This is a genomic window from Phaeovulum veldkampii DSM 11550 (genome assembly GCF_003034995.1).
In the GTDB taxonomy this organism is placed as follows: Bacteria; Pseudomonadota; Alphaproteobacteria; order Rhodobacterales; family Rhodobacteraceae; genus Phaeovulum; species Phaeovulum veldkampii.
Window position 1 is genome coordinate 12,686 of record NZ_PZKF01000028.1, and the last position, 23,184, is coordinate 35,869.

The following is a 23,184-nucleotide window of genomic DNA, read 5'->3' on the forward strand; positions in this document are numbered from 1 at the left end:
GGCATCGGGCTGAAAGCCTTAATTTCTTAGCAGAGCATTGACGTGGCACGGAAGGCCGCTTAACTCAACTGCGACCGCGTGACCGGGCTTGGCCCCGATCCGATCTGCACCCGATCTAGGGGAGTTGAGCGAAATCGTCAAGATTGCCGCCAGCCCCGCAAACCACAGGCGAGGCCCATGCCCGAAGTCATCTTTCCCGGCCCCGAAGGTCGTCTTGAAGGCCGCTACCACCCGCAGGGCGCGCCGGATGCGCCGATCGCCATCGTGCTGCACCCCGATCCGCAATATGGCGGGACGATGAACAACCGCGTCGTCTACAACCTGCATTACGCCTTCCACCGGATGGGGTTCACCGTGCTGCGGTTCAACTTCCGCGGTGTCGGGCGCAGCCAGGGCGAATATGACCAGGGCATCGGCGAGTTGTCGGATGCCGCCTCGGCGCTCGATTATCTGCAGGCGATGAACCCCAATTCCAAGCATTGCTGGGTTGCGGGGTTCAGCTTTGGCGCCTGGATCGGGATGCAACTGCTGATGCGGCGGCCCGAGATCACCGGCTTCATCTCGGTGGCGCCGCCCGCAAACATGTATGATTTCAGCTTTCTTGCGCCCTGCCCCTCGTCGGGGTTGATCATCAACGGCACCGCCGACCGGGTGGCGCCGCCCAAGGACACCGCTACGCTGGTGGGCAAGCTGCGCGAGCAAAAGGGCATCACCATCACGCATGAACAGATCGAGGGCGCTGACCATTTCTTCAAGGATGACGAGGCGCATATGAAGCCGATGATCGACTCGGTTCAGACCTATGTCCGCCGCCGCCTGACGGAAGGGACGCGATAACCCCATGGCGCTGATCGACGACCTGGCAGAGGCGCTGGCCGATGATACCCTGCTGGCGATGGACAACCTGTCCAACGACCGGCTGTATCTGGAGGTTGCCAAGGCCATCGGTGCGCTGTCACCCTCTTTGCAGGAAGCCTTTCTGACCGCGTGCCGCCTGCGGCTGGCCGAACAGCGCGGCCGTCGCTTTCTGGAGGCCACGCTGCGCGCTGCCGAAACCGGCACCGCCGCCCCCGTCGCCCCGCCCGAACCGGAGAGCGGCCTTTGAGCCCCGCCGCCAGGCTTGAGGCGCAATTCGCCTTTCTGCTGGAGGCTGACCGGCTGAAACAGGTGCTGCGCGGCACCACGCTGGCCGACGGGTCGCGGCGCGAAAACTCGGGCGAGCATAGCTGGCATCTGGCGCTTTACGCCATGGTTCTGGCCGATCATGCGCCGCAGGGCGTTGATATCGGGCGGGTTTTGCGAATGATGATCCTGCACGATCTGGTCGAGATCGACGCGGGCGACCACCCGATTCACGGCAGCCACGACCCGGTGGCGCAGGCCGCCGCCGAGGCCGCGGCGGCAGACCGCATCTTTGGCATGCTGCCGCCCGATCTGGCGACCGAGTTTCGCACCCTGTGGCAAGAGTTCGAGGCCGCCGAAACCGCGGATGCGGTCTTTGCCAAGGCAATCGACCGGGTGCAACCGGTGATGCAGAATGTGGCCTGCGGCGGCGGCACATGGGCCGAATATCAGGTGACCGCCGACCAGCTTGAGACGCGGGTGGGGCGAAAAGTCGCGCAGGGCGCGCCACAAATCTGGGCATTCGTCAGGGAAAAGACCCGCGCCTACTTTGGCTGAGGTGCGGAATTTCCGGTATACAACCGCATACCGCCCTTCCCCTGCCCGCACATTTCCGTTAAGACAGCGGCAACCGAATCCCTTTGTTGCGAGGCGCCATGTCGAAGATCAAGGTAGCGAACCCCGTCGTTGAACTCGACGGCGACGAGATGACCCGGATCATCTGGGATTTCATCAAGAAAAAGCTGATCCTGCCCTATCTCGACATCGACCTGCACTATTACGATCTGGGCATCGAGGAACGCGATCGCACCAACGACCAGATCACCATCGACGCCGCTCTGGCGATCCAGAAACACGGCGTCGGCGTGAAATGCGCCACCATCACCCCCGATGAGGCGCGGGTCGAGGAATTCGGCCTGAAACAGATGTGGAAATCGCCCAACGGCACGATCCGCAACATTCTGGGCGGCGTGATCTTTCGCCAGCCGATCATCTGCAAGAACGTGCCGCGTCTGGTGCCGGGCTGGACCCAGCCGATTGTCGTGGGCCGCCATGCCTATGGCGATCAGTATCGCGCCACCGATTTCCGCTTTCCGGGGCCGGGCAAGCTGACGCTGAAATTCGTGGGCGAGGATGGCACGGTGATCGAACGCGATGTGTTCGACGCGCCCTCGGCGGGCGTCGTGATGGGGATGTATAACCTTGATGACAGCATCATCGACTTTGCCCGCGCCTCGCTGAACTACGGGCTGAACCTTGGCTGGCCGGTGTATCTGTCCACCAAGAACACGATCCTCAAGGCCTATGACGGTCGCTTCAAGGATCTGTTCGCCAAGGTCTATGCCGAGGAATTCGAAGACAGGTTCAAGGCCGCGGGCATTCACTATGAACACCGGCTGATCGACGACATGGTGGCCAGCGCGCTGAAATGGTCGGGTGGCTACGTCTGGGCCTGCAAGAACTACGATGGCGACGTGCAGTCCGATACCGTGGCGCAGGGCTTTGGCAGCCTTGGCCTGATGACCTCGGTGCTGATGACCCCCGATGGCAAGACCGTCGAGGCAGAGGCCGCGCATGGCACGGTGACGCGCCACTACCGCGAGCATCAGAAGGGCAAGGAAACCTCGACGAACTCGATCGCGTCGATCTACGCCTGGACCGGGGGGCTGAAGCACCGCGCGAAACTTGATGGCAACGAGGCGCTGATGACCTTTGCCACAACGCTGGAGCGGGTGACGGTGCAGGCGGTGGAAGATGGCCACATGACAAAGGATCTGGCGCTGCTGGTCGGGCCGGACCAGAAATGGCTGACCACGATGGGCTATCTTGAAAAGGTCGATCAATATCTGAACAAGGCGCTGGGCTGAGGAGGCAAAGCGTCGGGGAGGAGAACGGGCCGGGCTTTCCCGGCCCGTTTGTTTTGGCCCGTGCCCGAACGCCCAACGCCGGAACCGGCTATGGCAGATAGACCGCCCGGAAATCGGCAATCGCCCGCCCCCTGGCGTTGCGCAGCGTCAGCACCTGCCCGCCCAGATCATAGTTTTGCGTCTGGGCCAGCGTGGCGCGCAGCCGTTCCTCCCACAGATCGAGCTGCGGCGGACAGGCCATCCGCGTCATGGCGCCCGGCTCGAACGTCAGCGCCGACCCCGCCAGCCGATAGCCTCCGACGATCCGGTTGCAGCCCACCGTCGCGGCAAAGCCCGCATCCTCGCCGCCGCGCAGCAGCAGATGCGGCTCGCGCCGTCCCGGCGCCGGGGCAAGCGACGCGCCCTCCAGCGCAAGGATCTTCCAGTAAGTATTGACCAGACCGGCAGCAGCGCGGTGCTGATCGCAGCTTTCGCCGGGAAAGACCGCTATGAACCGATCTACCGCCAGCCGCGGCCAGGCCACACCCGCGGACATCGGCGGGGTGATGACCCGGCCCTCGACGCTGGCCAGAACAACGGCCTCGGGGCCGCTGCGATGCGCGCGCACCGCGGCCTCCAGCCCGGCAAAGGCGCCCCCCGGTTCCAGCGGAAACACCCGCCCTGTCAGGCACTCGCGCAGCGCGGGACCGTCACGATGCAGCCGCACCTCGCCCGAAATCAGCCGCGGCAGATCGCCCGGGGCCTGCTCAGGCTCACTCACAGGCACCGGGCGCAGCAGCAGATCAACCGATCGCGGCGCGCCCTCGAACAGGACGCGCACACCTTGGTCGGTGCTGAACAGCAACCGCCCCTTGTGCGTCAGCGTCGCGCGCAACGTATAGTGCCCCTGCGGCGCCATCGCGGCGGGGGCATAGTCGATCTGAAAGGCCACCGGCGGGTTGCCCACATTGTCGATCACGCTGCGACCGATCACCGCGGCCGGGGCGTCGGCGCGCGCGGTATCGGCCAGCACCACCTCAAGCGTGACACCCGGCCCCAGCGCGATGCGCTCACGCCACTGCGCTGCGCCGCGGATCACATCCGCCTGCCCCGGCGCCACCCCGATCAGCGCCGCCACCAGTATCGCCAGCAACCGGACCATCATCCCAACCCCGCTCGACTGCGGCGATGCCACCACCGACCGTCGCCCGATGATGCCAGAACCGTCGCCCCATGCAACACAAAGCCAGCAGGACAACACAGGCCGGGTCATGCCCCGCGCCGGGTCGGGCCGACCTGTCGCGCGGCGTCACAATACCCGATCCGCGCCGCGGCCCATGTCTTGTGAACCGGCACCGGATCGACCAGAAACAGGCATGATCTGCCATCCCCCGCCCGGAGACCCCATGCCCACCCCCACCGACCAAGCCGAATTTCTGCGCAGGCTGGCCGCCGCCGTGGCGCCGGGGGCGGTGAAAACCGGCGCCGACATTCCCTCCGCCGCCCTCCATGATTGGAGCGGCGAGCCCGGCGGCACGCCCCTGGCCCATGTCACCCCGCGCTGCACCGCGCAGGTGTCGGCGGTGCTGGCCTTGTGCCATGCATCCGGGCGGCCGGTGGTGCCACAGGGCGGGCTGACCGGGCTTGCGGGCGGGGCGGTGCCGTCAACGGGGGCGGTTCTGATCTCGCTGGCTGCGATGGCGGCGGTGGAAGAGGTCGATCCCGCCTCGGGGCTGATGCTGGTTCAGGCGGGCGCCACCCTGCATAAGGTGCAAGAGGCGGCAGCGGCGGCGGGGATGATGTTCGCGCTGGATCTGGGTGCGCGCGGATCGTGCCAGATCGGCGGCATGATCGCCACCAATGCGGGCGGCAACCGGGTGATCCGCTATGGCATGGCGCGTGATCTGGTTCTGGGGCTGGAGGTGGTTCTGGCCGATGGCACGGTGCTGCCGATGCTGAACCGGATGCCAAAGAACAACGCAGGCCTTGATCTGAAACCCCTGTTCATCGGCTCCGAAGGCACGCTGGGCGTGATCACCCGCGCCGTGCTGCGGCTGCATCCGGGAGTGGCGGGAGCCAATGCCGCATTGGTCGCGCTGCCGGGCTTTGACGCGGCCGTGACGCTGCTGCGGCACGCGCAACGCGCCCTGTCGGGCCGGGTCAGCGCGTTTGAACTGATGTGGGCCGATTACTATGCCGCCGCCCTGACCCACGGCGGCGCGCGTGCCCCCCTGCCCGAGGGGGCGCCGCTGTATGCCCTGATCGAGATGCAGGGCGCCGACCCCGACGCCGACCGCCCGGCGTTCGAGGCGATGCTGGAGGCGGCCTTTGAACAGGGCTGGCTGGCCGATGCCGTTCTGGCCCATTCGCAGCGCGAGGTTGCCGATTTCTGGGCGCTGCGCGATGCGGTGGCCGGGTTGCTGGCGCATTATACCCCCAGCGTCAACTTTGACGTGTCGGTGCCGCTGGCGCAGATCGGCGATTGTGTCGCGGCCCTGCGTACGGCGCTGGCGGCGCAGTTTCCGGGCCTGCCGATGGTGGTCTTTGGCCATGCGGGCGACAGCAACATCCACCTGATCACCGGCCCGATCACCGACCACGACCCGGCGGGTCAGGCCATCGAGGCCACTGTTTACGGCATCATCCGCGATTTTGGCGGCTCGGTCTCGGCCGAACACGGCATCGGGCTGCACAAGAAGCCATGGCTCGGCCACAGCCGCAGCCCGGCGGAACTGGCGCTGCTGGCGCACCTCAAGGCCAGCCTTGACCCCAGGGGCATTCTCAACCCCGGCAAGGTGCTGTAACCCGCCGCCCTGTTACAGAAACGCGTCGGGCACCGCGGCCTTTTTGCGGGCGACATAATCGGCCAGCGCCTCGGCAATGCCGGGGTCAAGATCGGGGGCCTGATACTCGCCCAGCATCTTGTGCACCCGCGCCTGGGCCAGCGCCACGGTATCGCGGGCGCCCTCCTCCTCCCATGTCTCGAAGGGTTTGTAATCCAGCAGATCAGTGCGCCAGAAGGCGGTCTTGAAATTGGCCTGGGTGTGATCGCAGCCCAGAAAATGCCCGCCCGGCCCCACCTCGCGCAGCGCCGCCATCGCCTGCCCGTTGTCCGACACGTCCACCCCTGCGGCCAGCCGGTGCAACACGCCCAGCTGATCGGCATCCATCACATATTTCTCATAGGATGACACCAACCCGCCCTCCAGCCAGCCGCAGGCATGCAGCATGAAGTTGACGCCCGCCAACAGCCCGATGTTCAGGCTGTTGGCGCTTTCATAGGCGGCCTGCGCATCGGGCAGTTTCGACCCGCAAAAGGCACCCGCGCTGCGGTAGGGCAGCCCCAGGCGCCGCGCCAGTTGCCCCGCGCCCAGCGTGATCTGCGCCGCCTCGGGCGTGCCAAAGGTGGGCGCGCCCGAGTTCATGTCGATCGAGGTGACGAAGGCGCCAAAGATCGCCGGCGCGCCGGGGCGGATCAACTGGCTGTAGGCCACGCCCGCCAGCACCTCGGCCAGAACCTGCGTCAGCGTGCCTGCCACCGTCACCGGCGCCATCGCGCCACCCACGATAAAGGGGCTGATGATGCAGGCCTGACCTGCGCGCGCATACACCTCAAGCGCGCCCATCATCGTGGCGTCGAAGGTCAGCGGTGAGTTGATGTTGATCAGCGACGTCATCACCGTGTTCTGATCGACGAAATCGGCGCCGAACAGGATCTTTGACATCTCGACCGAATCCGCGGCGCGCGCGGGTTCGGTGACCGACCCCATGTAGGGCTTGTCCGACAGCGTCATATGCGCATGCAGCATGTCCAGATGACGCTTGTTCACCGCCACATCGGTAGGTTCGCAGACGGTGCCGCCGGAATGGTGCAGCCATTTCGACATCTGGCCGAGTTTCACGAAGTTGCGGAAATCGGCGATGGTCGCATAGCGTCGCCCGCCGTCGCGGTCGCGCACGAAGGGCGGGCCATAGACCGGCGCCAGCACCAGCCCCTTGCCGCCGATCACCACGTTGCGGTCGGGGTTGCGGGCGTGCTGGGTGATGGTCGCGGGCGCGGTGGCGCACAGGCTGCGGGCCAGACCGCGCGGCAGCCGCACCCTGTCGCCCCGCACATCGGCGCCCGCCGCGCGCCACAGCGCCAAAGCCGCCGGATTGTCGGGAAAATTGACGCCGATTTCCTCCAGCACGGTGTCGGCATTGGCCTCGATGATCGCCAGCCCCTCCTCGGTCAGGATGTCGAGGTTGGGGATGTTGCGCTCGATGTAGCGGGTGAACTCGCTGCGCACTGCGGTGCGTTCTGCCCGCCGGGCCGCGCCGCCGCCGCCGCGCACCCGCCGCCCTGCCCCCGCCGTGTCATCCATCGCACATCCCCCTCCGCCTGATCCCTTGTCCGGGTTTACCGCGCGGCCCTGCCCCGCCACGCGCCGATTGCGTCATCTGCCGGGCAAATGCGACATCGCGCCCCGCAACAGGCTGCACCGCCGCAACCCGATACTGCCACAAGACTTGCGGGCTGCGGCCAAGGCAGCTTATCACCACCTCAGGCGCGCACGGAAAGATCACGAATGACCCCCAACCGCTACTCGCTTCTGGCCGATATCGGCGGCACCAATACCCGCGTGGCCCTGGCCGAGGGGGCGCGGCTCTTGCCGCAGTCGATCCGCCGCTTTGCCAATGCCGATTTTGCCACCTTCGACGCCGTGCTGGCGGCCTATCTGGCGATCGAGGAAGGCGTCGATTGCGCCGGTGCCTGCGTGGCCGTGGCTGGCCCGGTGCGCGAGGGCACGGCGCATCTGACCAATCTCGACTGGACGATCACCGCAGACAGCCTTGCCCGCGCAACCCGCGCCGAGGTGGTGGCGATCCTGAACGACCTTCAGGCGCAGGGCCATGCTCTGGGGCATCTGGCGCCCGGCGCACAGCGCCCGGTGATGGCGGCGCGCGGCCCGGCGGCGGCAATGGCCACGCAGCTGGTAATCGGGGTCGGCACCGGCTTCAACGCGGCGCCCGTGCATGAAACCGGCGCGGGCCGGATCGTGCTGCCCTCGGAATGTGGCCATGCCAGCCTGCCGGTGCGCAGCGCCGAAGACCTGCGGCTGCTGCAGTTTGTGGAAACCGCGCATGGCTTTCCGGGGGTGGAGGATGTGCTGTCGGGCCGCGGGCTGGAACGGCTTCATGCCTTTGTGCAGCGCGACCATGGCGGCTTGGCCGAGGCGAGCGCCCCCGCGATCATGGCCGGGCTGGCCGCGGGCGAGCCGCAGGCAGTGGAAACCGGGCGCATCTTTGTGCGGCTGCTGGGGATGGTTGCGGGCAATCTGGCGCTGATCCATCTGCCCTATGGCGGCATCGGCCTGTGCGGCGGCGTGGCGCGCGCTTTTGCGCCCTGGCTTGGCCCCTTCGGCTTTGCCGACGCCTTCCGCGACAAGGGCCGGTTTTCCGGTTTCATGCAGGATTTCCCCGTCTTCATGATCGAAGACGATTTCGCCGCCCTGACCGGCTGCGCGCATTACCTGCAAGGCCGGATGGGCTGAGGCCCGCCCGGATCCCGCCCGCCCCGTCTGTCAGTGTCAGACCGTGTGCAGATAGAGGTCGTAATCCACATCTGCGATGGTGCGCGCGACGCGGGCCAGTTCGGCGGCCTTGATCGCGGTAAAGGTGCGGTGCATGTCGGCCCCCAGCGCGTCTTTCAGAAAGGCCGAGTCCTGCGCCGCCCGGATCGCCTGGCGCCAGTCAACCGGAATCGGCAGATCATCGCCCCCGGCATAGCCGTTGCCGGTCGTCTCTGGGCCGGGGTCGATGCGATGGCGCAGCCCGTGGCGGATGCCGGCCAGAACCGTGGCCGCGACCAGATAGGGGTTGGCGTCCACGCCCGAGGGGCGATGTTCGATCCGCCGTGCGGCCACCGCACCCGCCGGGATGCGCAGCGCGACGGATCGGTTGTTCACCCCCCAACTGGGGCTGACCGGCGCATAGCTTTGCGCGGCGAACCGGCGCCAGGAATTGGCGTGGGGCGCAAAGACCAGCATCGAATCCCCCATCGTGGCGCGCAGCCCCCCCAGTGCATGCAGGATCGTGTCCGTCCATTGGCCTTCGGTCTGTTCGGCAAAGACATTGCGTCCCGCCCCGTCCTGCAACGACACATGGAAATGCATCCCCGATCCGGCATAGCGTTCGATCGGCTTGGCCATGAAACAGGCCACCACCCCATGCCGACGCGCCTGCAACCGAACGATGCGCTTCAGCCGCACCAGATCGTCGGCGGCCTGCATTACATCGGTGCGGTAATGCAGCGTCAGTTCATACTGGCCCGGCGCATATTCCGAAATCACGGTTTCGGCCTTGATCCCCATCGCCTCGGCGGCGCGGTAGATGTCGGAAAACAAGGGCTCCATCCCGTGCAGGTGATCGACCGAATAGACCTCGGTCCAGCCCGAGCGGCGCCCGTCCAGCACCGCCGCCGCGGGGCGCGGATAGCCGTCTTCGCCAAAGGTCGGGTCGAGCAGGAAGAACTCCAGCTCGAACGCGCCCGCCGGGTGCACCCCCTCGTCCGCCATTGCTCGCACCTGCCGGGCCAGCGCGTGGCGCGGGTCGGATGTCATCTCGGCGCCGTCCAGATGATACATGCTCATCAGCACCTCGCCGCGCGGCGGGTTGGTGCCGTGCAGCGCCTTCAGCGTGCCGGGAATCGGCCAGGCGCGCAGATCGCCATCGCCCTGATCCCAGATCAGGCCGGTTTCATGCACATCCTCGCCCACGATATCTAGGCCCAGAATGGAAATCGGCAGATGCCGCCCCCCGGTATAAAGCCCGGCCAACTCGTGCCGACGAATGATCTTGCCCCGCCCGATGCCGTTGGCGTCGTGCAGAACGATATCGAAGGCCTCGATCTCGGGGTGGGCCGCAAGAAATGCCTCGGCTTCGGCGAGGGTGGAGCCGGTGGGGGAATGGGTCATGTGTCAGGTCCGAACAGGTCAGCCAGCACGGCGGCGAAAGCGGCGATCAGCCGGTCGATCTGACGCGTCGTGGTGGCGGGGGAAATCAGCATCATGTTGTGGAACGGCGCGATCAGGCAACCGCGGTTCAGCAGCGCCATGTGCAACGCAGCCTCCAGCGCAGGGGCATGGGCCGCCTCGGCCTCGGTGCCGTTGCGCAGCGGGCCGGGGGCGCAGATGAATTCGACCCGCGCCCCCACGCGCACCACATGCCAGGGCGCACCATGGGACGTGATCGCATGGGCAAGCCCTGCGTGCAGCCGCGCGGCGCCTGCCTCCATCACCGCGAAAGCCGCCGGCGTGGCCACCTCGGCCAGCGTGGCGCGCAGGGCCGCAAACTGCATCGGGTTCGCCGAGAGCGTCGTGCCCATGCCCGAATGGCCCGGCGCCCGCGCGGCGTCATAGGCGGCAAAACGGGCCGCCACCTCATCGCTCAGGCCCCAGACGGCGGCAGGCACCCCGCCCGCCACGCATTTGCCGACCACCAGAATGTCAGGCTCCAGCCCGTGCAGGCGGGTATAGCCACCAAGTCCCGAGGACTGGGTGTGGGTTTCGTCGATCAGCAAGAGCGCGCCATGGCGTCGCGTCAGATCGCGCAGGCCCGCGTGAAAGCCCGGATCGGGCAGCACCATGCAGGAATTGGTCATCACGGGTTCGGTCAGAACGACGGCCACCTCGCCCGTGGCCAGCGCCGCCTCAACGCCCGCCAGATCGTTGAACTCGCAGGCGATGGCGCTGCGCGTCAGGTCGGCCACCTGACCGACAAGGCCGGGGCGGGCCTCGGTCCGGCCCGCGTGCAGGCGCACCATCGCCTCGTCCACCGTGCCGTGATAGCAACCGTTGAACACCAGCACTCTGGGCCGCCCCGTCACCGCCCGCGCCACCCGCAGCGCAAAGCGGTTTGCGTCGGTGGCGGTGGTGGCGACCTGCCAGCGGAACGGGCCGAAGCGGTCAGCCAGCAACCGCCCGGCCTCCAGCGCGTCTTGGCTGGGCAGCATGTAGGTCAGCCCGCGGCCCGCCTGCGCCCGGATCGCGCGCGCCACGGGGGCGGGCGAATGACCGAACATCGAGCCGGTATCGCCCAGACAGAAATCATCCAGCCCATGCCCGTCGATATCCCACAGCCGCGCGCCGCGCGCCCGCGCCACCACCAGCGCAAAGGGCTGCGGCCAGTCGCGCATCCAGTGCATCGGCACGCCGCCCAGAAAGGCCCCAGCCCCAGCCTCCAGTGCCGCGTGGCACTGCGGGCGCGCGGCGGCATAGGCCGCCGCTTCGCGGGCGGCAAGCGCGGCGATGCGGCCAGCAGGCACACCACCGATAAGGGGGTCGGTCCGGGTCATCGTGCGACCTGATCACAGCGCCCGCGCGGCGTCAACGCCCCGGCCGGGGGATGCCCGGCCGGGATGCAGGGTCAGAACAGATGCGCGTTCAGCACCATGTGAACACCAATTGCAGCGAAATAGCCCAGCGCGATCGCCCAGGTCCATTTCAGGTGGCTGGAGAAGGTATAGGCACCTTTCGCCTGCCCCATCAGCGCCACCCCGGCGGCCGATCCGATCGACAGCATCGACCCGCCCACGCCGCAGGTCAGCGTGATCAACAGCCACTGGCCGTCCGACATCGCGGGGTCCATCGTCAGCACCGCAAACATCAGCGGAATGTTGTCCACGATCGCCGACAACCCGCCCAGGATGCTGTTGGCGATGCTGGGGCCAAGGTCGGTGTAAAGCAGCTCGGAGGCATTCGCCAGATAGCCCAGCACCCCAAGCCCGCCCACGGCAAACAGGATGCCGAAGAAGAACAGCAGCGTATCCCATTCCACGCGCTGAATCTCGCTGAAGCTGTCCAGAACCATGTCGCCGTTGTTCTGCCGACGTCCGCGCTTTTTCAGCAGGAACGACAACATCTGCAAGTAACCAAGCCCCAGCATCATGCCCATGGCGGGCGGCAGATGCAGAAAGTTCTTGAAGCTGACCGCGGTGACAATGGTCGCCATGAACAACAGCACCACCCCCAACGCCCCCGGCTTCGCCATGACCCGTTCCGTCGCCGGGGCCGGCTGCGCGTTGGGCAGGGCGAAATGCATGATCGCCGCAGGAACCAGCCAGTTGACCAGCGACGGCAGGAACAGCACGAAGAATTCAAAGAATGCGAGCTTGCCCTTCTGCCAGACCATCAGCGTGGTGATATCGCCAAAGGGCGTAAAGGCGCCGCCCGCATTGGCCGCGACGACGATCGAGACGCAGCCCATGGCGACAAATCGGGGCGACTCGCGCCCCACCGCCATCACCACCGCCCCCATCACCAGCGCAGTGGTGAGGTTGTCGAGCACCCCCGACAGGAAAAATGCCAGCCCCCCGGTCAACCAGAACAGCTTGCGGTAGCTCAGCCCCATGCCCACCAGCCTGGCGCGCAGCACGTCGAAAACGCGGCGCTCTTCCATCGTGTTCACATAGGTGATGGCCACCAGCAGGAACAGGAACAGTTCGCCATATTCCTCGATCACATGGGTGGCATGTTCATGCACCTGATCGCTCAGCCCCGCCTGCATGTAGGCCACGCCGATCACCGCCCAGATCAGGCCCGCGGCCAGCATCACGGGCTTGGATTTGCGCATGTGGGTGGCCTCTTCGAAGATCACCAGAACATAGGCGAGCAGAAATATCGCAAGCGAGAAATATCCCGCCCAATGGCGTGTCAGATCCAGCGTCTCCACGGTTCCCCCCAGGGTGCAAGTATGATGATCCCTCTACAGCGCAGCACCGCAGCCGGGAAGCAGAAAACGCTGGGCAAAGCCGCGATCCTGGCGCGCTGAGGCTTGGCCTTCGGGGGGCCGCGCGCTAGGGTCTGCGCAAACCAAAGGCCCCCTGACCCCATCATGCACCCGATCCCCCTGACCCAAGACCTTGTTCTGATCGGCGGCGGCCATGCGCATGCCCTGCTGTTGCGGATGTGGGGGATGAATCCCCTGCCCGGCGTGCGGCTGACGGTGATCAACCCGCTGCCCACGGCGGCCTATTCGGGGATGCTGCCGGGGCATGTGGCAGGGCACTATCCGCGCGCGGCGCTGCAACTCGATCTGGTGCGGCTGGCGCGCCATGCGGGGGCGCGGCTGATCCTTGACCGGGCTACGGGGATCGACCGGGCCACGGGCCGGGTGCTGCTGGCGGGGAGGTCGCCGGTAGCCTATGATCTGGCCTCGATCGACACCGGCATCACCGCCGACATGCCCGCCCTGCCGGGCTTTGCCGACCATGCCGTGCCGGTCAAGCCGCTGGATGATTTCGCCGACCGGTGGGAGGCGTTCGTGCAGGCGGTGGCGGCGGGCACGCTGCCGCCGACGGTAGCGGTGATCGGGGGCGGTGTGGCGGGGGTGGAACTGGCGCTGGCCTGCGCGCACCGGCTGGGCAAGGGCGCGCAGGTGACGGTGATCGAGGCGGCACCGCAGGCGCTGACGGCGCTTGGCCCCGGCGCGCGGGGGCGGATGCTGCGCCATATGGGCCGCCTTGGCGTGCGGCTGATGACCGGGGCGCCCGCGGTGGCGGTGCATCCCGGCGCGGTCGAGATCGCGGGCGGGCTGCGCATTCCGGGCGCCTTCATTCTGGGCACCGGCGCCACCCGCCCGGCCGACTGGCTGGCGGGCACCGGCCTGGACCTGACCGGGGGCTTTGTGACGGTGGATGAAACCCTGCGCAGCTCTGACCCGGCAATTTTCGCTGCGGGCGACGTGGCCCACATGGCCCATGCGCCGCGGCCCAAGGCGGGCGTCTATGCGGTGCGGCAGGCGCCGGTGCTGCTGGCGAACCTGACCGCGGCACTGACCGGCGGGCGATTGCGCCCCTACCAGCCGCAGCGCGACTATCTCAAGCTGATCTCGACCGGCGACCGAACCGCGGTGGCTGACAAATGGGGGCTGCCGCTCGATGGCGCCTGGCTCTGGCGCTGGAAGGACCGGATCGACCGCCGATTCATGGCGCGGGTGCATGACCTGCCGCCAATGCCCGCGCCGCCGCTGCCCCGCCTGGTGGCGCTGGGCGTGGCCGAGGCGATGGGGGCCAAGCCGCTGTGCGGCGGCTGCGGCGCCAAGATGGGCGCGGCCAGCCTGCACGCTGCGCTGGCCGCGCTGCCCACGCCCAGGCGCGCCGATGTTCTGTCCGGGCCGGGCGACGATGCCGCCGTGCTGGCCCACGGCGACGACCGACAGGTCATCACCACCGACCACATGCGCGCCTTTACCCAAGACCCGTTCACCCTTGCGCGGATCGTTGCGACCCATGCGCTGGGCGATATCTGGGCGATGGGCGCAGCACCGCAGGCAGCCCTTGCGCAGGTGGTGCTGCCGCCGATGTCAGCCGCGCTGCACGAACGCACCCTGACCGAGATCATGGCCGCCGCCGCCGAGGTTTTCCGCGCCGCGGGCGCCGATCTGGTCGGCGGCCACACCAGCCTTGGCGCCGAACTGACGCTGGGCTTTACGGTCACCGGGCTGGCCCAACGACCGATCGGCCAGTCGGGCGCGCGCCCCGGCGATGCGCTGATCCTGACGAAACCGATTGGCTGCGGGGTCATCCTTGCCGCCGAAATGGCCCGCGCGGCCCCCGGCGCGGTGGTGGCCGACACGCTGGCCGCGATGGCCCGCCCACAGGGCACCGCCGCGGCAATCCTCGCGCCCCACGCCCATGCGATGACCGATGTCACGGGCTTTGGGCTGGCGGGGCATCTGGTTGGCCTGCTGGAGGCGTCGGGCGTGGCCGCAACCCTCGATCTGGCCGCCGTCCCGGTCTATCCGGGTGCCGAGGCGCTGGCGGCGGCGGGCCATGGCTCCAGCCTGCTGCCCGCCAATATCGCGGCGCTGGCCGGGCGGATCAGCGCGCCCCAAGACCCGCGCGCGGACCTGCTGCATGACCCGCAAACCGCAGGCGGCCTGCTGGCCGCGGTTCCGCCCGAGGCGGTGGCGCAGGTTCTGGGCGCACTTGCCGCAGCCGGCTGCAGCCCGGCCCGGATCGGCACCGTCACCGCGGGGCCGCCACATCTGACAGTGCGCGCGTAACCGCGCTATTGGGGAATCGCGAACACCTGCCCCGGATAGATCATGTCCGGGTCGCGGATCTGGTCCTTGTTGGCCTCGAAAATCCGCACATAAAGCAGGCCATCGCCATAGTTTTTAAGGGCGATGGCCCACAAGGTATAGCCGCGCTCGACTGTCACCACCTGCGCCCGCACCTGCCCCGCATCAGGCGGCGGCACCATGGTCTGCGGCGATCCTGTCGCCACCGCCACTTCGGACAGATCCTGCAGCGTCGTCTCGGCACGCGCGCGCACCTGACCCGACGCATCTATCGCGTCGATCCGCAGCGCATGGGCACCCGGCGCGAGCGCGGGCGCGGGCAGGTCCAGCGCCCAGTTACCCGCCTCATCCACCGGCGCCTCGGCCAACAGGGCATTGTCCAGATAGGCGCGCACATGGCCCTGCCCCGCGCCGCGCCCGGTCACCCGCACCGGGCCTGCACCTTGACCCCCTGCGCTCTGCCCCCCCAGACTTTGGCCCACCAGACTTTGGCCCATCGTGTCGATCACCAGCCGTCCCGGCGCCGGGTCCAGCACCCGAACCCCCTGCGCATCGGCCAGCAACACCTCGGGTGCCACCGCTTGCGTCGCGGTGCCGGTGCCTGCCGCCGGGGCCAGGATCAGCGTCTCGTCAGACACAACCGGTGCCCCGGCATCCGACAGCATCCGCAAGGCCACCGACCGCGGAACATCTGCACCGGGCAGATCGAACTGGGCCACGAACTGACCCTGCGCATCGGCCTCGGCCAAAGCCACCGCGACGCCATCGATCAGAACCTCGACCCCGGCCCCCGCCTGCGCCCGCCCCGCCAGCAGAACCGACCCGTCAGGCGCGGCGCGCAAGGTGTCAAACCGCGGCGGCGCCGGGGCGGCCACCACCTCGGAAACCACCGGCCGGGGAACAGGTGGCGCCTCACCTGCCGCGACAAACAGCGGGTCAGGCGCCGCCTCGGAACTCGCCGCAGGCGCTGCGGCAGGATCGGCCAGCGCTTGCGTCGGCGCCTCTGGCACGGGGGCAGACACAATCTGTGGCGCATTCTCGGGCGCGGCGCCTGCAATGGCATCCGGCTCGGGTGTGATCGGCGCCGCCACCTGCGGCTCCACCTCGATCACAGATGCGGGGGCAACGGTCGCCGTGCTCTCTGCCGGATCGGACGCAAGAGCGGCTTCGGGCTGATCGCGCTTGGGCAGGACAACGGCGACCACGCCCACCACCGCCACCAGCCCCAAAGCCGCAGCAACCCCCGCCACAAGCCCACCAACCACCCCGCCTGCGGGCGCGCGCGGGGCTGCCGCGGGCTCCGCACTCTCTGCCTGCGCCTGTGCCATCCCTGCCCCCGCCGCGGCGCCACGGCCCAATGCCCTAACCGCTTGAGCCAGCTTAACAAGCCCGCTATCACCTGACAAGAACCGCCACCCCGCCGCGCAAAGCCGAAGGATCACCCGATGACCCCGCCCAAATCCGTCTGCATCTATTGCGGCTCGCGTTGCGGCACCCGCGCCAGCTATACCGCCGCCGCACAGGCCACCGGCACGATGCTGGCCGCGCGGGGCTGGCGGCTGGTCTATGGCGCGGGCGATGTGGGCCTGATGGGCGAGGTGGCGCGTGCAGCCCAGAGCGCGGGCGGGCAGACCTTCGGCGTGATCCCGCTGCACCTGTTCCAGCGCGAGGTCGGCAAGCGAGACCTGTCCACCTTCGTCGTGACCGAAGACATGCACGAACGCAAAAAGGTCATGTATATGAATTCCGACGCGATCGCGGTGCTGCCGGGCGGCGCCGGTTCGCTGGATGAATTGTTCGAGGTTCTGACCTGGCGCCAGATCGGCCTGCACCAGAAACCGATCTTCCTTTTGAACACCGAAGATTACTGGGCCCCCCTGATGCGCCTGATGGATCAGATCGTGGCCGAGGGCTTTGCCGATGCCTCGCTGCGCGACTATCTGGTGCTGGTGCCCGACGTGGCCGCGCTGGAAGCCGGTCTGGCCACGGCCTTCGGCTGACGCAGGCTCGCGGCACTGTAGATCGCCAGCGCCAGCCAGATCAGCCCAAAGGCCACCGCATGCCAGCGCGTGAAAGGCTCGGCAAAAACCAGCGTGGCACAGGCAAATTGCAGCGTCGGGTTCAGGTATTGCACCAGCCCCACCGTCGTCATCCGCACCCGACGCGCAGCATAGGCAAACAGCATCAGCGGCCCCCCCGTCAGAACCCCCGACAGCGCCAGCAGCAGGCTTGTGCCCGCCTCCTGCCCAAACACCGCGCCGGGCCGCGCGTCGGCCCACAGCCCCGCATGCAGCCCCCCCAGCCACAGCAGCGCCAGCGGTGCCAGCACCAGCACCTCGGCTGCGACCGACACCACCGGGGCCACCGCCAGATGCTTCTTGACCATGCCGTAAAGCCCGAAACTCGCCGCCAGCATCAGCGCGATCCAGGGCGCGGCGCCAAGCCCGAGGCTGAGCGTCACCACCGCCAGCCCCGCCAGCCCGACCGCCAGCGCCTGCACCCGCCCCAGCCGCTCACCAAAGCCCAGAACCCCGATCAGCACCGCCACCAGCGGAAAGATGTAATAGCCCAGACTCGCCTCGATCGCGCGCCCGGACTGCACCGAAAAGATGAACAAAAACCAGTTGACCGAGATCATCAGCGCCGCAAACACGATCACCAGCCCGCCGCGCCCGCGCAATGCCGCCCAAAGCGCGCCCAACTGCCCCTGCACCGCCAGAACCGCACCAAAGAAGGCCAGCGACCACAAGGTCCGGTGGCTCAGCACCTCCAGCGGCGGCACCTCGGCCAGAAGTTTGTAAAACAGCGGCGACAGCCCCCAGACCACACAGGCCGCGACCATCGCCCAAAAGCCTTTCGTCGCCTCGTTCATTCATCCCCCGCAAGCAAGAGGCCATACCGGCACCCTGCCCGTTCATCTTGGTTCAAATATCCTCGGGGGTGCGGGGGCAGACAGCCCCCGCCTTCGCCGCCCCTTACAGCGCGTCGAGTTCGGCCGCCACGACCTCGGCAATCTTGGCCACCGGATGCTTGGTCAGGGTCTTGGGCAGTTCGGCCACCACGACCGCGCGCAGCGCATCGTCCATTTCATCGCGCAGCGCACCCAGAACCTGCGGCGGGGCGACCAGAACCAGCTTGTCAAACTCGCCCGCCCGCGCGCGACGGGTCAGCATCTCGACCAGATCGGCAGCAAAGCGTTCGCCCACAAGGCGGCCATAATCGGGCTGGTCCATCGCCGACCGCCGCCCCCCCGCCATCGATTCAAACACGCGGCCCGGAGGTGCGGTATCCGCACCGGGCATCTCGGTATCGGCCTCTTCACGTTCGATCAGCCGCAGTTGCGGCTGGCGCAGATCGCCGGTGTTTTCAAGGATCAGGGCCTTCTCCCCATCGGCCACGACCACCCAGGCGCCTTTTGCAAGCAACATCGTCCGCTCCTCTCTTTTGTTCGCGGGGCAGACCCGCAGATCCAAGCTAAGACCGACCCCGCTGTGAAAAAAGCCCTGAGTACGACAAAGACCATGCACGACAAGAAAAACCCGCCGGATCGCTCCGGCGGGTGATCACGGGCGCGGTGCGCCGCAGGCCGGTCACATCCGGGCGGCGACATTTTCCCAGTTGACCAGTTTTTCAAGGAAGTTGGTCAGGTAAGCGGGGCGCTTGTTGCGGAAGTCGATATAGTAACTGTGCTCCCACACATCGCAGCCCAGCAGCGCAGTCTGACCAAAGCACAGCGGGTTCACGCCGTTTTCGGTCTTGGTGATCTTGAGGCTGCCGTCGGTGTCCTTGACCAGCCAGGCCCAACCCGAGCCGAACTGCGCCGCGCCCGCGGCGGCGAAATCGTCCTTGAATTTCGCCACCGAGCCAAAGCTGTCGACCAGCGCCTTTTCCAGCTCGGGCGGCATGGTCTTGCCGCCCGGCCCCATCATCTCCCAGAACTGGGCATGGTTCCAATGCTGGCTGGCGTTGTTGAAGATGCCAGACTGCGCCACTGCGCCCGCGCAATAGGTGCCGCGGATGATGTCTTCAAGCGACTTGCTCTCCCATTCGGTGCCGGCGATCAGCTTGTTGCCGTTGTCCACATAGGCCTTGTGGTGCAGGTCGTGGTGGTATTCCAGCGTCTCGGCCGACATGCCCAGCGCGGCCAGCGCGTCATGGGCATAGGGCAGATCGGGAAGGGTGAAAGCCATGGGGCGAATCCTCTCGGGGTGTTTGAATCGTTCCAATTGAAGCGCGCTGCGACAAAACGTCAACCCCGCACCCGGTCAGCCGGGCAGCAACTCGGACCCAGTCCTTGCTGAATGTTCAAGAATTCCGGCCACATAGCCCGCAACCGAGCGAAAACAGATCAGGCTGATCTCATCGTCGCCCGACCGCCAGATCGCCACGGCGACCTGAGCCGCACGGGTGCGGCGCAACTCGTCACGTTCCATCCGGGCGAAATCGACCGGGCACAGCTTCATCAGCACCTGATCGGCCTTGGCCCCGCCAATGCGGAACAGCGCGCGCGCGTCCGACACTTCGGCGACCAGCGCATGATCCCTGGCCAGCGCCGCCGACAGCACCGCTACCGCCCCGGGCGCCTCGGCATGGGGCAAGAGGATCAGCACCTCGTCCGACGACATCCAGCCCACGGCCTTGTCACCCGCCGTCACGATCCGCCGCCGGCCCGGCATCGCGCAGCCGGTGACTGCCTTGACCGCCTTGGCAACCCGCGCCGCGCCCAGATCGGCGCGCAGCGTGATCATGCCCACCGGCCCCGCCGCCTCGATCCGGGCAAAGCCGTCGGTGCGCGCGCCCTGAAGGGCGCTGGTGGCATCAGACATTCTGCTTCTCCCCGTCCTTGTCGTAGAACACCTGATCGACGATCCGCGCCGCGATCAGGCGGCCCTCGGCGGTGAACCGGATCACCTCGCCCATCCGTTCGGGTCCGCGCCGCACCAGCCCCATGGCGATGCCACGGCCCAGTGTGGGCGAATAATAGGTCGAGGTCACGCGGCCTTGCGTGTTGCGCTGGCGGTTGCCGTTATAGCCCGCGTCGGCGGCAATCGCGCCATCGGGCAGGACCGAGCCATCCAGCGTTTCCAGCCCCACCAACCGCCAGCGGTCGGGGTCGGCCATGTGGGCGCGTTCCTGCGCGCGCTTGCCCAGATAATCGACCTTCTTCTTGGAAATCGCCCAGCCCAGGTTCAGATCCTGCGGGATCACGGTGCCGTCGGTTTCATCCCCGATCATGATGAAGCCTTTTTCGGCCCGCATCACATGCAACGCCTCGGTGCCGTAGGGCGTAACGCCGAATTCTGCGCCCTCGGCCATCAGCCGTTCCCAGAACGCCAGCCCCTGCGAGGCCGGAACCGCGACCTCATAGCACAACTCGCCCGAGAACGAGATACGGAACACCCGCGCCCGGACCCCACCCAGCGTGCCTTCGGCGAAGGTCATGAACGGCAAGGCGTCCTTCGACAGATCCATCCCGCCCAGTTTTTCCAGCAGCTTGCGCGCATTGGGGCCGACAACGGCCACCTGCGCGAACTGCTCGGTCAGGTTGGCGGTATGGACTTTCCAGTCCCACCATTCGCATTGCAGCCAGTCTTCCATATGGGCATGGATACGGTCGGCGCCGCCGGTGGTGGTGTGGCACAGCCAGGTATCATCCGACAGCCGCACGACCACGCCATCGTCGATCAGAAAGCCGTTGTCGGAACACATCAGCCCATAGCGGCACTTGCCCACCGGCAGGCTGGACATGACGCCGGTATAGATCATGTCGAGGAACCGGCCCGCATCGGGGCCCTTGACCACGATCTTGCCCAGCGTCGAGGCATCCAGCAGCCCCAGGCTGCGGCGCGTGGCCAGAACCTCGCGATTCACGGCATCGCGGTGGGTTTCGCCCGAGCGCGGGTAGCAGTAGGGCCGCCGCCACAGGCCCACCGGTTCCCAATGCGCACCATGCGCCTCGTGCCAGCCGTGCATCGGCGTGCGACGCAACGGCTGAAACAGGTCTCCGCGCGCCTCGCCCGCGATGGCGCCAAAACTGATCGGCGTGTAGGGCGGGCGAAAGGTGGTGGTGCCGGTGGCCGGAACCGGCTGATCCAACGCCTCGGAAAGAACAGCCAGGCCATTGATGTTGCTAAGTTTTCCCTGATCCGTGGCCATTCCAAGCGTGGTGTATCGCTTGGTATGCTCGACGCTCTCATAGCCCTCGCGCGCGGCAAGCTGCACGTCGGACACCTTCACATCGTTCTGGAAATCGAGCCACATCTTCGACCGCGCCTCGATCCCCGCCTTGGCGGGCATCACCCAGACCGGAGCGATGGGCGCCTCGGTTGGCGCCTTGGCCTGCGGGGGCTTGCCGGTGCCGCCGGCGGCCTTGTGCGCATCCCTCAGGCAGTCGGCCAGCCCCAGCGCGCCCGAGGCAGCCCCCGCGCAGACCGCCATCGCCGCGCCATCGGCGCCAGTGGGCGGGCACGTCGGGTCGGGGCGAAACATCGCCGCCGACGCATCCCACAGCAGCTTGCCCCCGCAATGCGACCACAGGTGAACGACCGGCGACCAGCCGCCCGACATCGCCACGCAATCGCAGGCAATGGTTTCCGACATTGCCGTGGCGCCCGCGCTATCCTGGCGACAGATCACGACCCCGCGCAGCCGCGACCGGCCCCTGACCCTGGCAATCGCCTTGCCCTCCAGCACGCGCACGCCGCGCGCCCGCACCGCCTGCACCAGATCGCCCGTCAGGCTTTCGCGCGTATCCAGCACCGCCGGAACCGCAAGCCCCGCGTCCAGCAGCGCCAGCGCGGTGCGATAGGCGTCATCGTTGTTGGTCACGATCACCGTGCGTTGGCCGGGCGCCACGGCCCAGTTCACAACGTAATCGCGCACCGCCGAGGCCAGCATCACCCCCGGTACATCATTGCCCGCAAACGACAGCGGCCGTTCCAGCGCGCCGGTGGCCACGACCACCTTGCCCGCCCGGATGCGCCACAGCCGATGCCGTGGCGCATCGGTTTGCGGTGCATGATCGGCCACCCGTTCATAGCCGATCAGGTGGCCGTGATCATGCAGCCCCGCCGCCATACAGCGCAGGCGCAAGGTGACGTTTTCCATCTTTTCAAGAACTTTGACGGCGTTCCTGACCCATGCGTCAGGGCCCAGACCGTCAATCACACCACCATCGACTGGCGCGCGCCCGCCCCAATGGGCGGTCTGTTCCAGCACCAGCACCCGCTGGCCCGCACGGGCGCCCGCCAGCGCAGCCGTCAGCCCCGCAACGCCACCGCCGACCACGACCAGATCGGCAAAGGCATAGGCCTGTTCATAGCGGTCGGCATCGGCACGGTCGGGCGCGCGGCCAAGGCCCGCCGAGCGGCGAATAATCGGCTCGAACAGCCGCGCCCAAGCGGCCTGCGGGGCCATGAAGGTCTTGTAGTAGAACCCCGCGGGCAGGAACCGGGCGAGCCAACTGTTCACCTCGCCCACGTCGAATGCGAGGTTGGGCCAATGGTTCTGGCTGATCGCGGTCGCGCCCTCGAACAGCTCGATCGTGGTGGCGCGCTGGTCGGGCTCGAACCGCGCGCCCTCGCCAAGCCCCACCAGCGCGTTCGGTTCCTCCACCCCCGAGGCGACGATGCCCCGCGGGCGGTGGTATTTGAACGACCGGCCCACCATCACCCGGTCATTGGCCAAAAGCGCCGAGGCCAACGTGTCGCCGGCAAGGCCGGTCATCCAGCGCTGGTTGAAGCGGAAACTGAGCGGTTTGGCACGGTCGATCAGGCGGCCGCCGGTGGTCAGACGCAGGCTCATGGATACCCCTCCCAGCCAGGAACCCTGGCCTTGATGGCGGCAATCAGATCGGCAGGCGGTGCAGATGTCTGTGCCGGATAGGTGCCAAACACCTCGAGCGTGACCGACGAGCGCGCGGCCAGAAACCACTTGCCGCAACCATAGGCGTGGCGCCAGCGTTCGAACACCACGCCCTTGGTATTGGCGCGGGCGAACATATAGGCTTCGAACTCGGCCTCCGAGGCGCCGGGGCCAAACCGTTTGAGATGCGCCTCGCCGCCAGGGGCGAGTTCGGTTTCCTCGGCTGTCACGCCGCAACAGGGGCAGGTGAGCGTCAGCATGTCAGAGCCTCGTTCGTGCGGAGCCGCCG

Annotated in this window: 20 protein-coding genes; 8 read left to right on the top strand and 12 right to left on the bottom strand. The window is 67.5% G+C overall.

Features of this window, described 5'->3' with window-relative positions:
• Nucleotides 1-177: 177 nt before the first annotated feature.
• The 4 genes from C5F46_RS11750 (at nucleotide 178) to C5F46_RS11765 (ending at nucleotide 2,990) form a co-directional block, all read left to right on the top strand.
• Complete coding sequence (locus tag C5F46_RS11750) at nucleotides 178-837, top strand: alpha/beta hydrolase (RefSeq protein ID WP_107325542.1); 660 nt, start codon at nucleotides 178-180, stop codon at nucleotides 835-837.
• A 4-nt stretch (nucleotides 838-841) separates the two neighbouring features.
• Nucleotides 842-1,105 (top strand): hypothetical protein, encoded by a 264-nt coding sequence (locus C5F46_RS11755; protein WP_107325543.1) that lies wholly within the window; start codon nucleotides 842-844, stop codon nucleotides 1,103-1,105.
• Complete coding sequence (locus C5F46_RS11760; protein WP_107325544.1) at nucleotides 1,102-1,680, top strand: HD domain-containing protein; 579 nt, start codon at nucleotides 1,102-1,104, stop codon at nucleotides 1,678-1,680. The genes C5F46_RS11755 and C5F46_RS11760 overlap by 4 nt, the downstream gene beginning before the upstream one ends.
• Nucleotides 1,681-1,778: 98 nt before the next feature.
• On the top strand, nucleotides 1,779-2,990 hold the full coding sequence (locus tag C5F46_RS11765) for an NADP-dependent isocitrate dehydrogenase (protein ID WP_107325545.1): 1,212 nt from the start codon (nucleotides 1,779-1,781) through the stop codon (nucleotides 2,988-2,990).
• Nucleotides 2,991-3,078: 88 nt separating this feature from the next.
• Here C5F46_RS11765 and C5F46_RS11770 read toward each other — a convergent pair whose 3' ends face one another.
• Entirely contained in the window at nucleotides 3,079-4,242 is a 1,164-nt protein-coding gene (locus C5F46_RS11770; protein ID WP_107325546.1) for a YbaY family lipoprotein, read from the bottom strand.
• A gap of 133 nt (nucleotides 4,243-4,375) precedes the next feature.
• Here C5F46_RS11770 and C5F46_RS11775 point away from each other — a divergent pair, with 133 nt between their 5' ends.
• Nucleotides 4,376-5,773 (top strand): FAD-binding oxidoreductase, encoded by a 1,398-nt coding sequence (locus tag C5F46_RS11775; RefSeq protein WP_107325547.1) that lies wholly within the window; start codon nucleotides 4,376-4,378, stop codon nucleotides 5,771-5,773.
• A 12-nt stretch (nucleotides 5,774-5,785) separates the two neighbouring features.
• Here the strand turns inward: C5F46_RS11775 and C5F46_RS11780 are convergent, their stop codons facing one another.
• Complete coding sequence (locus C5F46_RS11780; RefSeq protein ID WP_107325548.1) at nucleotides 5,786-7,333, bottom strand: trimethylamine methyltransferase family protein; 1,548 nt, start codon at nucleotides 7,331-7,333, stop codon at nucleotides 5,786-5,788.
• 204 nt (nucleotides 7,334-7,537) lie between these two features.
• Here C5F46_RS11780 and C5F46_RS11785 point away from each other — a divergent pair, with 204 nt between their 5' ends.
• A complete protein-coding gene (locus C5F46_RS11785; RefSeq protein ID WP_107325549.1) occupies nucleotides 7,538-8,503 on the top strand; it encodes a glucokinase in 966 nt (321 codons plus the stop codon).
• Between the two features lie 36 nt (nucleotides 8,504-8,539).
• On the opposite strand, the gene C5F46_RS11790 is transcribed toward C5F46_RS11785, so the two are convergent.
• The 3 genes from C5F46_RS11790 to nhaD form a co-directional block, all read right to left on the bottom strand.
• The gene (locus C5F46_RS11790; RefSeq protein ID WP_107325550.1) at nucleotides 8,540-9,925 is read right to left on the bottom strand and encodes a glutamine synthetase family protein; all 1,386 of its coding nucleotides are present in this window, start codon (nucleotides 9,923-9,925) and stop codon (nucleotides 8,540-8,542) included.
• Entirely contained in the window at nucleotides 9,922-11,304 is a 1,383-nt protein-coding gene (locus C5F46_RS11795) for an aspartate aminotransferase family protein (protein WP_107325551.1), read from the bottom strand. The genes C5F46_RS11790 and C5F46_RS11795 overlap by 4 nt, the downstream gene beginning before the upstream one ends.
• A 71-nt stretch (nucleotides 11,305-11,375) precedes the next feature.
• Nucleotides 11,376-12,680, bottom strand: a complete 1,305-nt coding sequence (gene nhaD / locus C5F46_RS11800) for a sodium:proton antiporter NhaD (RefSeq protein ID WP_107325552.1) — start codon at nucleotides 12,678-12,680, stop codon at nucleotides 11,376-11,378.
• Nucleotides 12,681-12,842: 162 nt separating this feature from the next.
• Between nhaD and selD the strand changes: the two genes are divergently transcribed.
• On the top strand, nucleotides 12,843-15,014 hold the full coding sequence (selD, locus tag C5F46_RS11805; protein ID WP_107325553.1) for a selenide, water dikinase SelD: 2,172 nt from the start codon (nucleotides 12,843-12,845) through the stop codon (nucleotides 15,012-15,014).
• Between the two features lie 5 nt (nucleotides 15,015-15,019).
• On the opposite strand, the gene C5F46_RS11810 is transcribed toward selD, so the two are convergent.
• Nucleotides 15,020-16,360, bottom strand: coding sequence for a LysM peptidoglycan-binding domain-containing protein (locus C5F46_RS11810; protein WP_107325554.1), 1,341 nt, complete (start codon nucleotides 16,358-16,360; stop codon nucleotides 15,020-15,022).
• A 117-nt stretch (nucleotides 16,361-16,477) separates the two neighbouring features.
• On the opposite strand from C5F46_RS11810, the gene C5F46_RS11815 reads away from it, so the two are divergent.
• Nucleotides 16,478-17,032 carry an LOG family protein gene (locus tag C5F46_RS11815; protein ID WP_107325555.1) on the top strand — a complete coding sequence of 185 codons (555 nt, stop codon included), beginning with the start codon at nucleotides 16,478-16,480 and terminating at the stop codon, nucleotides 17,030-17,032.
• Here C5F46_RS11815 and rarD read toward each other — a convergent pair.
• The 6 genes from rarD to C5F46_RS11845 all read right to left on the bottom strand — a co-directional run bounded on the left by rarD (nucleotide 16,969) and on the right by C5F46_RS11845 (nucleotide 23,155).
• Nucleotides 16,969-17,904: an EamA family transporter RarD gene (rarD, locus tag C5F46_RS11820; RefSeq protein ID WP_107325556.1), complete on the bottom strand. Its 936-nt coding sequence runs from the start codon at nucleotides 17,902-17,904 to the stop codon at nucleotides 16,969-16,971. The genes C5F46_RS11815 and rarD overlap by 64 nt on opposite strands.
• A gap of 103 nt (nucleotides 17,905-18,007) precedes the next feature.
• Nucleotides 18,008-18,460 carry a baeRF12 domain-containing protein gene (locus tag C5F46_RS11825; protein WP_107325561.1) on the bottom strand — a complete coding sequence of 151 codons (453 nt, stop codon included), beginning with the start codon at nucleotides 18,458-18,460 and terminating at the stop codon, nucleotides 18,008-18,010.
• Between the two features lie 162 nt (nucleotides 18,461-18,622).
• Nucleotides 18,623-19,222, bottom strand: a complete 600-nt coding sequence (locus C5F46_RS11830; RefSeq protein ID WP_107325557.1) for a superoxide dismutase — start codon at nucleotides 19,220-19,222, stop codon at nucleotides 18,623-18,625.
• A 75-nt stretch (nucleotides 19,223-19,297) separates the two neighbouring features.
• Nucleotides 19,298-19,858: a sarcosine oxidase subunit gamma gene (locus C5F46_RS11835; RefSeq protein WP_107325558.1), complete on the bottom strand. Its 561-nt coding sequence runs from the start codon at nucleotides 19,856-19,858 to the stop codon at nucleotides 19,298-19,300.
• Entirely contained in the window at nucleotides 19,851-22,835 is a 2,985-nt protein-coding gene (locus tag C5F46_RS11840) for a sarcosine oxidase subunit alpha family protein (RefSeq protein ID WP_107325559.1), read from the bottom strand. The genes C5F46_RS11835 and C5F46_RS11840 overlap by 8 nt, the downstream gene beginning before the upstream one ends.
• Nucleotides 22,832-23,155, bottom strand: coding sequence for a sarcosine oxidase subunit delta (locus C5F46_RS11845; RefSeq protein ID WP_107325560.1), 324 nt, complete (start codon nucleotides 23,153-23,155; stop codon nucleotides 22,832-22,834). Before C5F46_RS11845 ends, C5F46_RS11840 begins: the two co-directional genes overlap by 4 nt.
• Between the last annotated feature and the right edge of the window lie 29 nt (nucleotides 23,156-23,184).

Coding starts and splice junctions, on each gene's coding strand:
- C5F46_RS11845 (WP_107325560.1), bottom strand. CDS start 23,155: ATGCTGACGCTCACCTGCCCCTGTTGCGGCGTGACAGCCGAGGAAACC.
- C5F46_RS11755 (WP_107325543.1), top strand. CDS start 842: ATGGCGCTGATCGACGACCTGGCAGAGGCGCTGGCCGATGATACCCTG.
- C5F46_RS11815 (WP_107325555.1), top strand. CDS start 16,478: ATGACCCCGCCCAAATCCGTCTGCATCTATTGCGGCTCGCGTTGCGGC.
- C5F46_RS11765 (WP_107325545.1), top strand. CDS start 1,779: ATGTCGAAGATCAAGGTAGCGAACCCCGTCGTTGAACTCGACGGCGAC.
- C5F46_RS11770 (WP_107325546.1), bottom strand. CDS start 4,242: ATGACCCGGCCTGTGTTGTCCTGCTGGCTTTGTGTTGCATGGGGCGAC.
- C5F46_RS11775 (WP_107325547.1), top strand. CDS start 4,376: ATGCCCACCCCCACCGACCAAGCCGAATTTCTGCGCAGGCTGGCCGCC.
- C5F46_RS11785 (WP_107325549.1), top strand. CDS start 7,538: ATGACCCCCAACCGCTACTCGCTTCTGGCCGATATCGGCGGCACCAAT.
- C5F46_RS11790 (WP_107325550.1), bottom strand. CDS start 9,925: ATGACCCATTCCCCCACCGGCTCCACCCTCGCCGAAGCCGAGGCATTT.
- selD (WP_107325553.1), top strand. CDS start 12,843: ATGCACCCGATCCCCCTGACCCAAGACCTTGTTCTGATCGGCGGCGGC.
- C5F46_RS11840 (WP_107325559.1), bottom strand. CDS start 22,835: ATGAGCCTGCGTCTGACCACCGGCGGCCGCCTGATCGACCGTGCCAAA.
- C5F46_RS11795 (WP_107325551.1), bottom strand. CDS start 11,304: ATGACCCGGACCGACCCCCTTATCGGTGGTGTGCCTGCTGGCCGCATC.
- rarD (WP_107325556.1), bottom strand. CDS start 17,904: ATGAACGAGGCGACGAAAGGCTTTTGGGCGATGGTCGCGGCCTGTGTG.
- C5F46_RS11810 (WP_107325554.1), bottom strand. CDS start 16,360: ATGGCACAGGCGCAGGCAGAGAGTGCGGAGCCCGCGGCAGCCCCGCGC.
- C5F46_RS11825 (WP_107325561.1), bottom strand. CDS start 18,460: ATGTTGCTTGCAAAAGGCGCCTGGGTGGTCGTGGCCGATGGGGAGAAG.
- C5F46_RS11830 (WP_107325557.1), bottom strand. CDS start 19,222: ATGGCTTTCACCCTTCCCGATCTGCCCTATGCCCATGACGCGCTGGCC.
- C5F46_RS11750 (WP_107325542.1), top strand. CDS start 178: ATGCCCGAAGTCATCTTTCCCGGCCCCGAAGGTCGTCTTGAAGGCCGC.
- C5F46_RS11835 (WP_107325558.1), bottom strand. CDS start 19,858: ATGTCTGATGCCACCAGCGCCCTTCAGGGCGCGCGCACCGACGGCTTT.
- C5F46_RS11780 (WP_107325548.1), bottom strand. CDS start 7,333: ATGGATGACACGGCGGGGGCAGGGCGGCGGGTGCGCGGCGGCGGCGGC.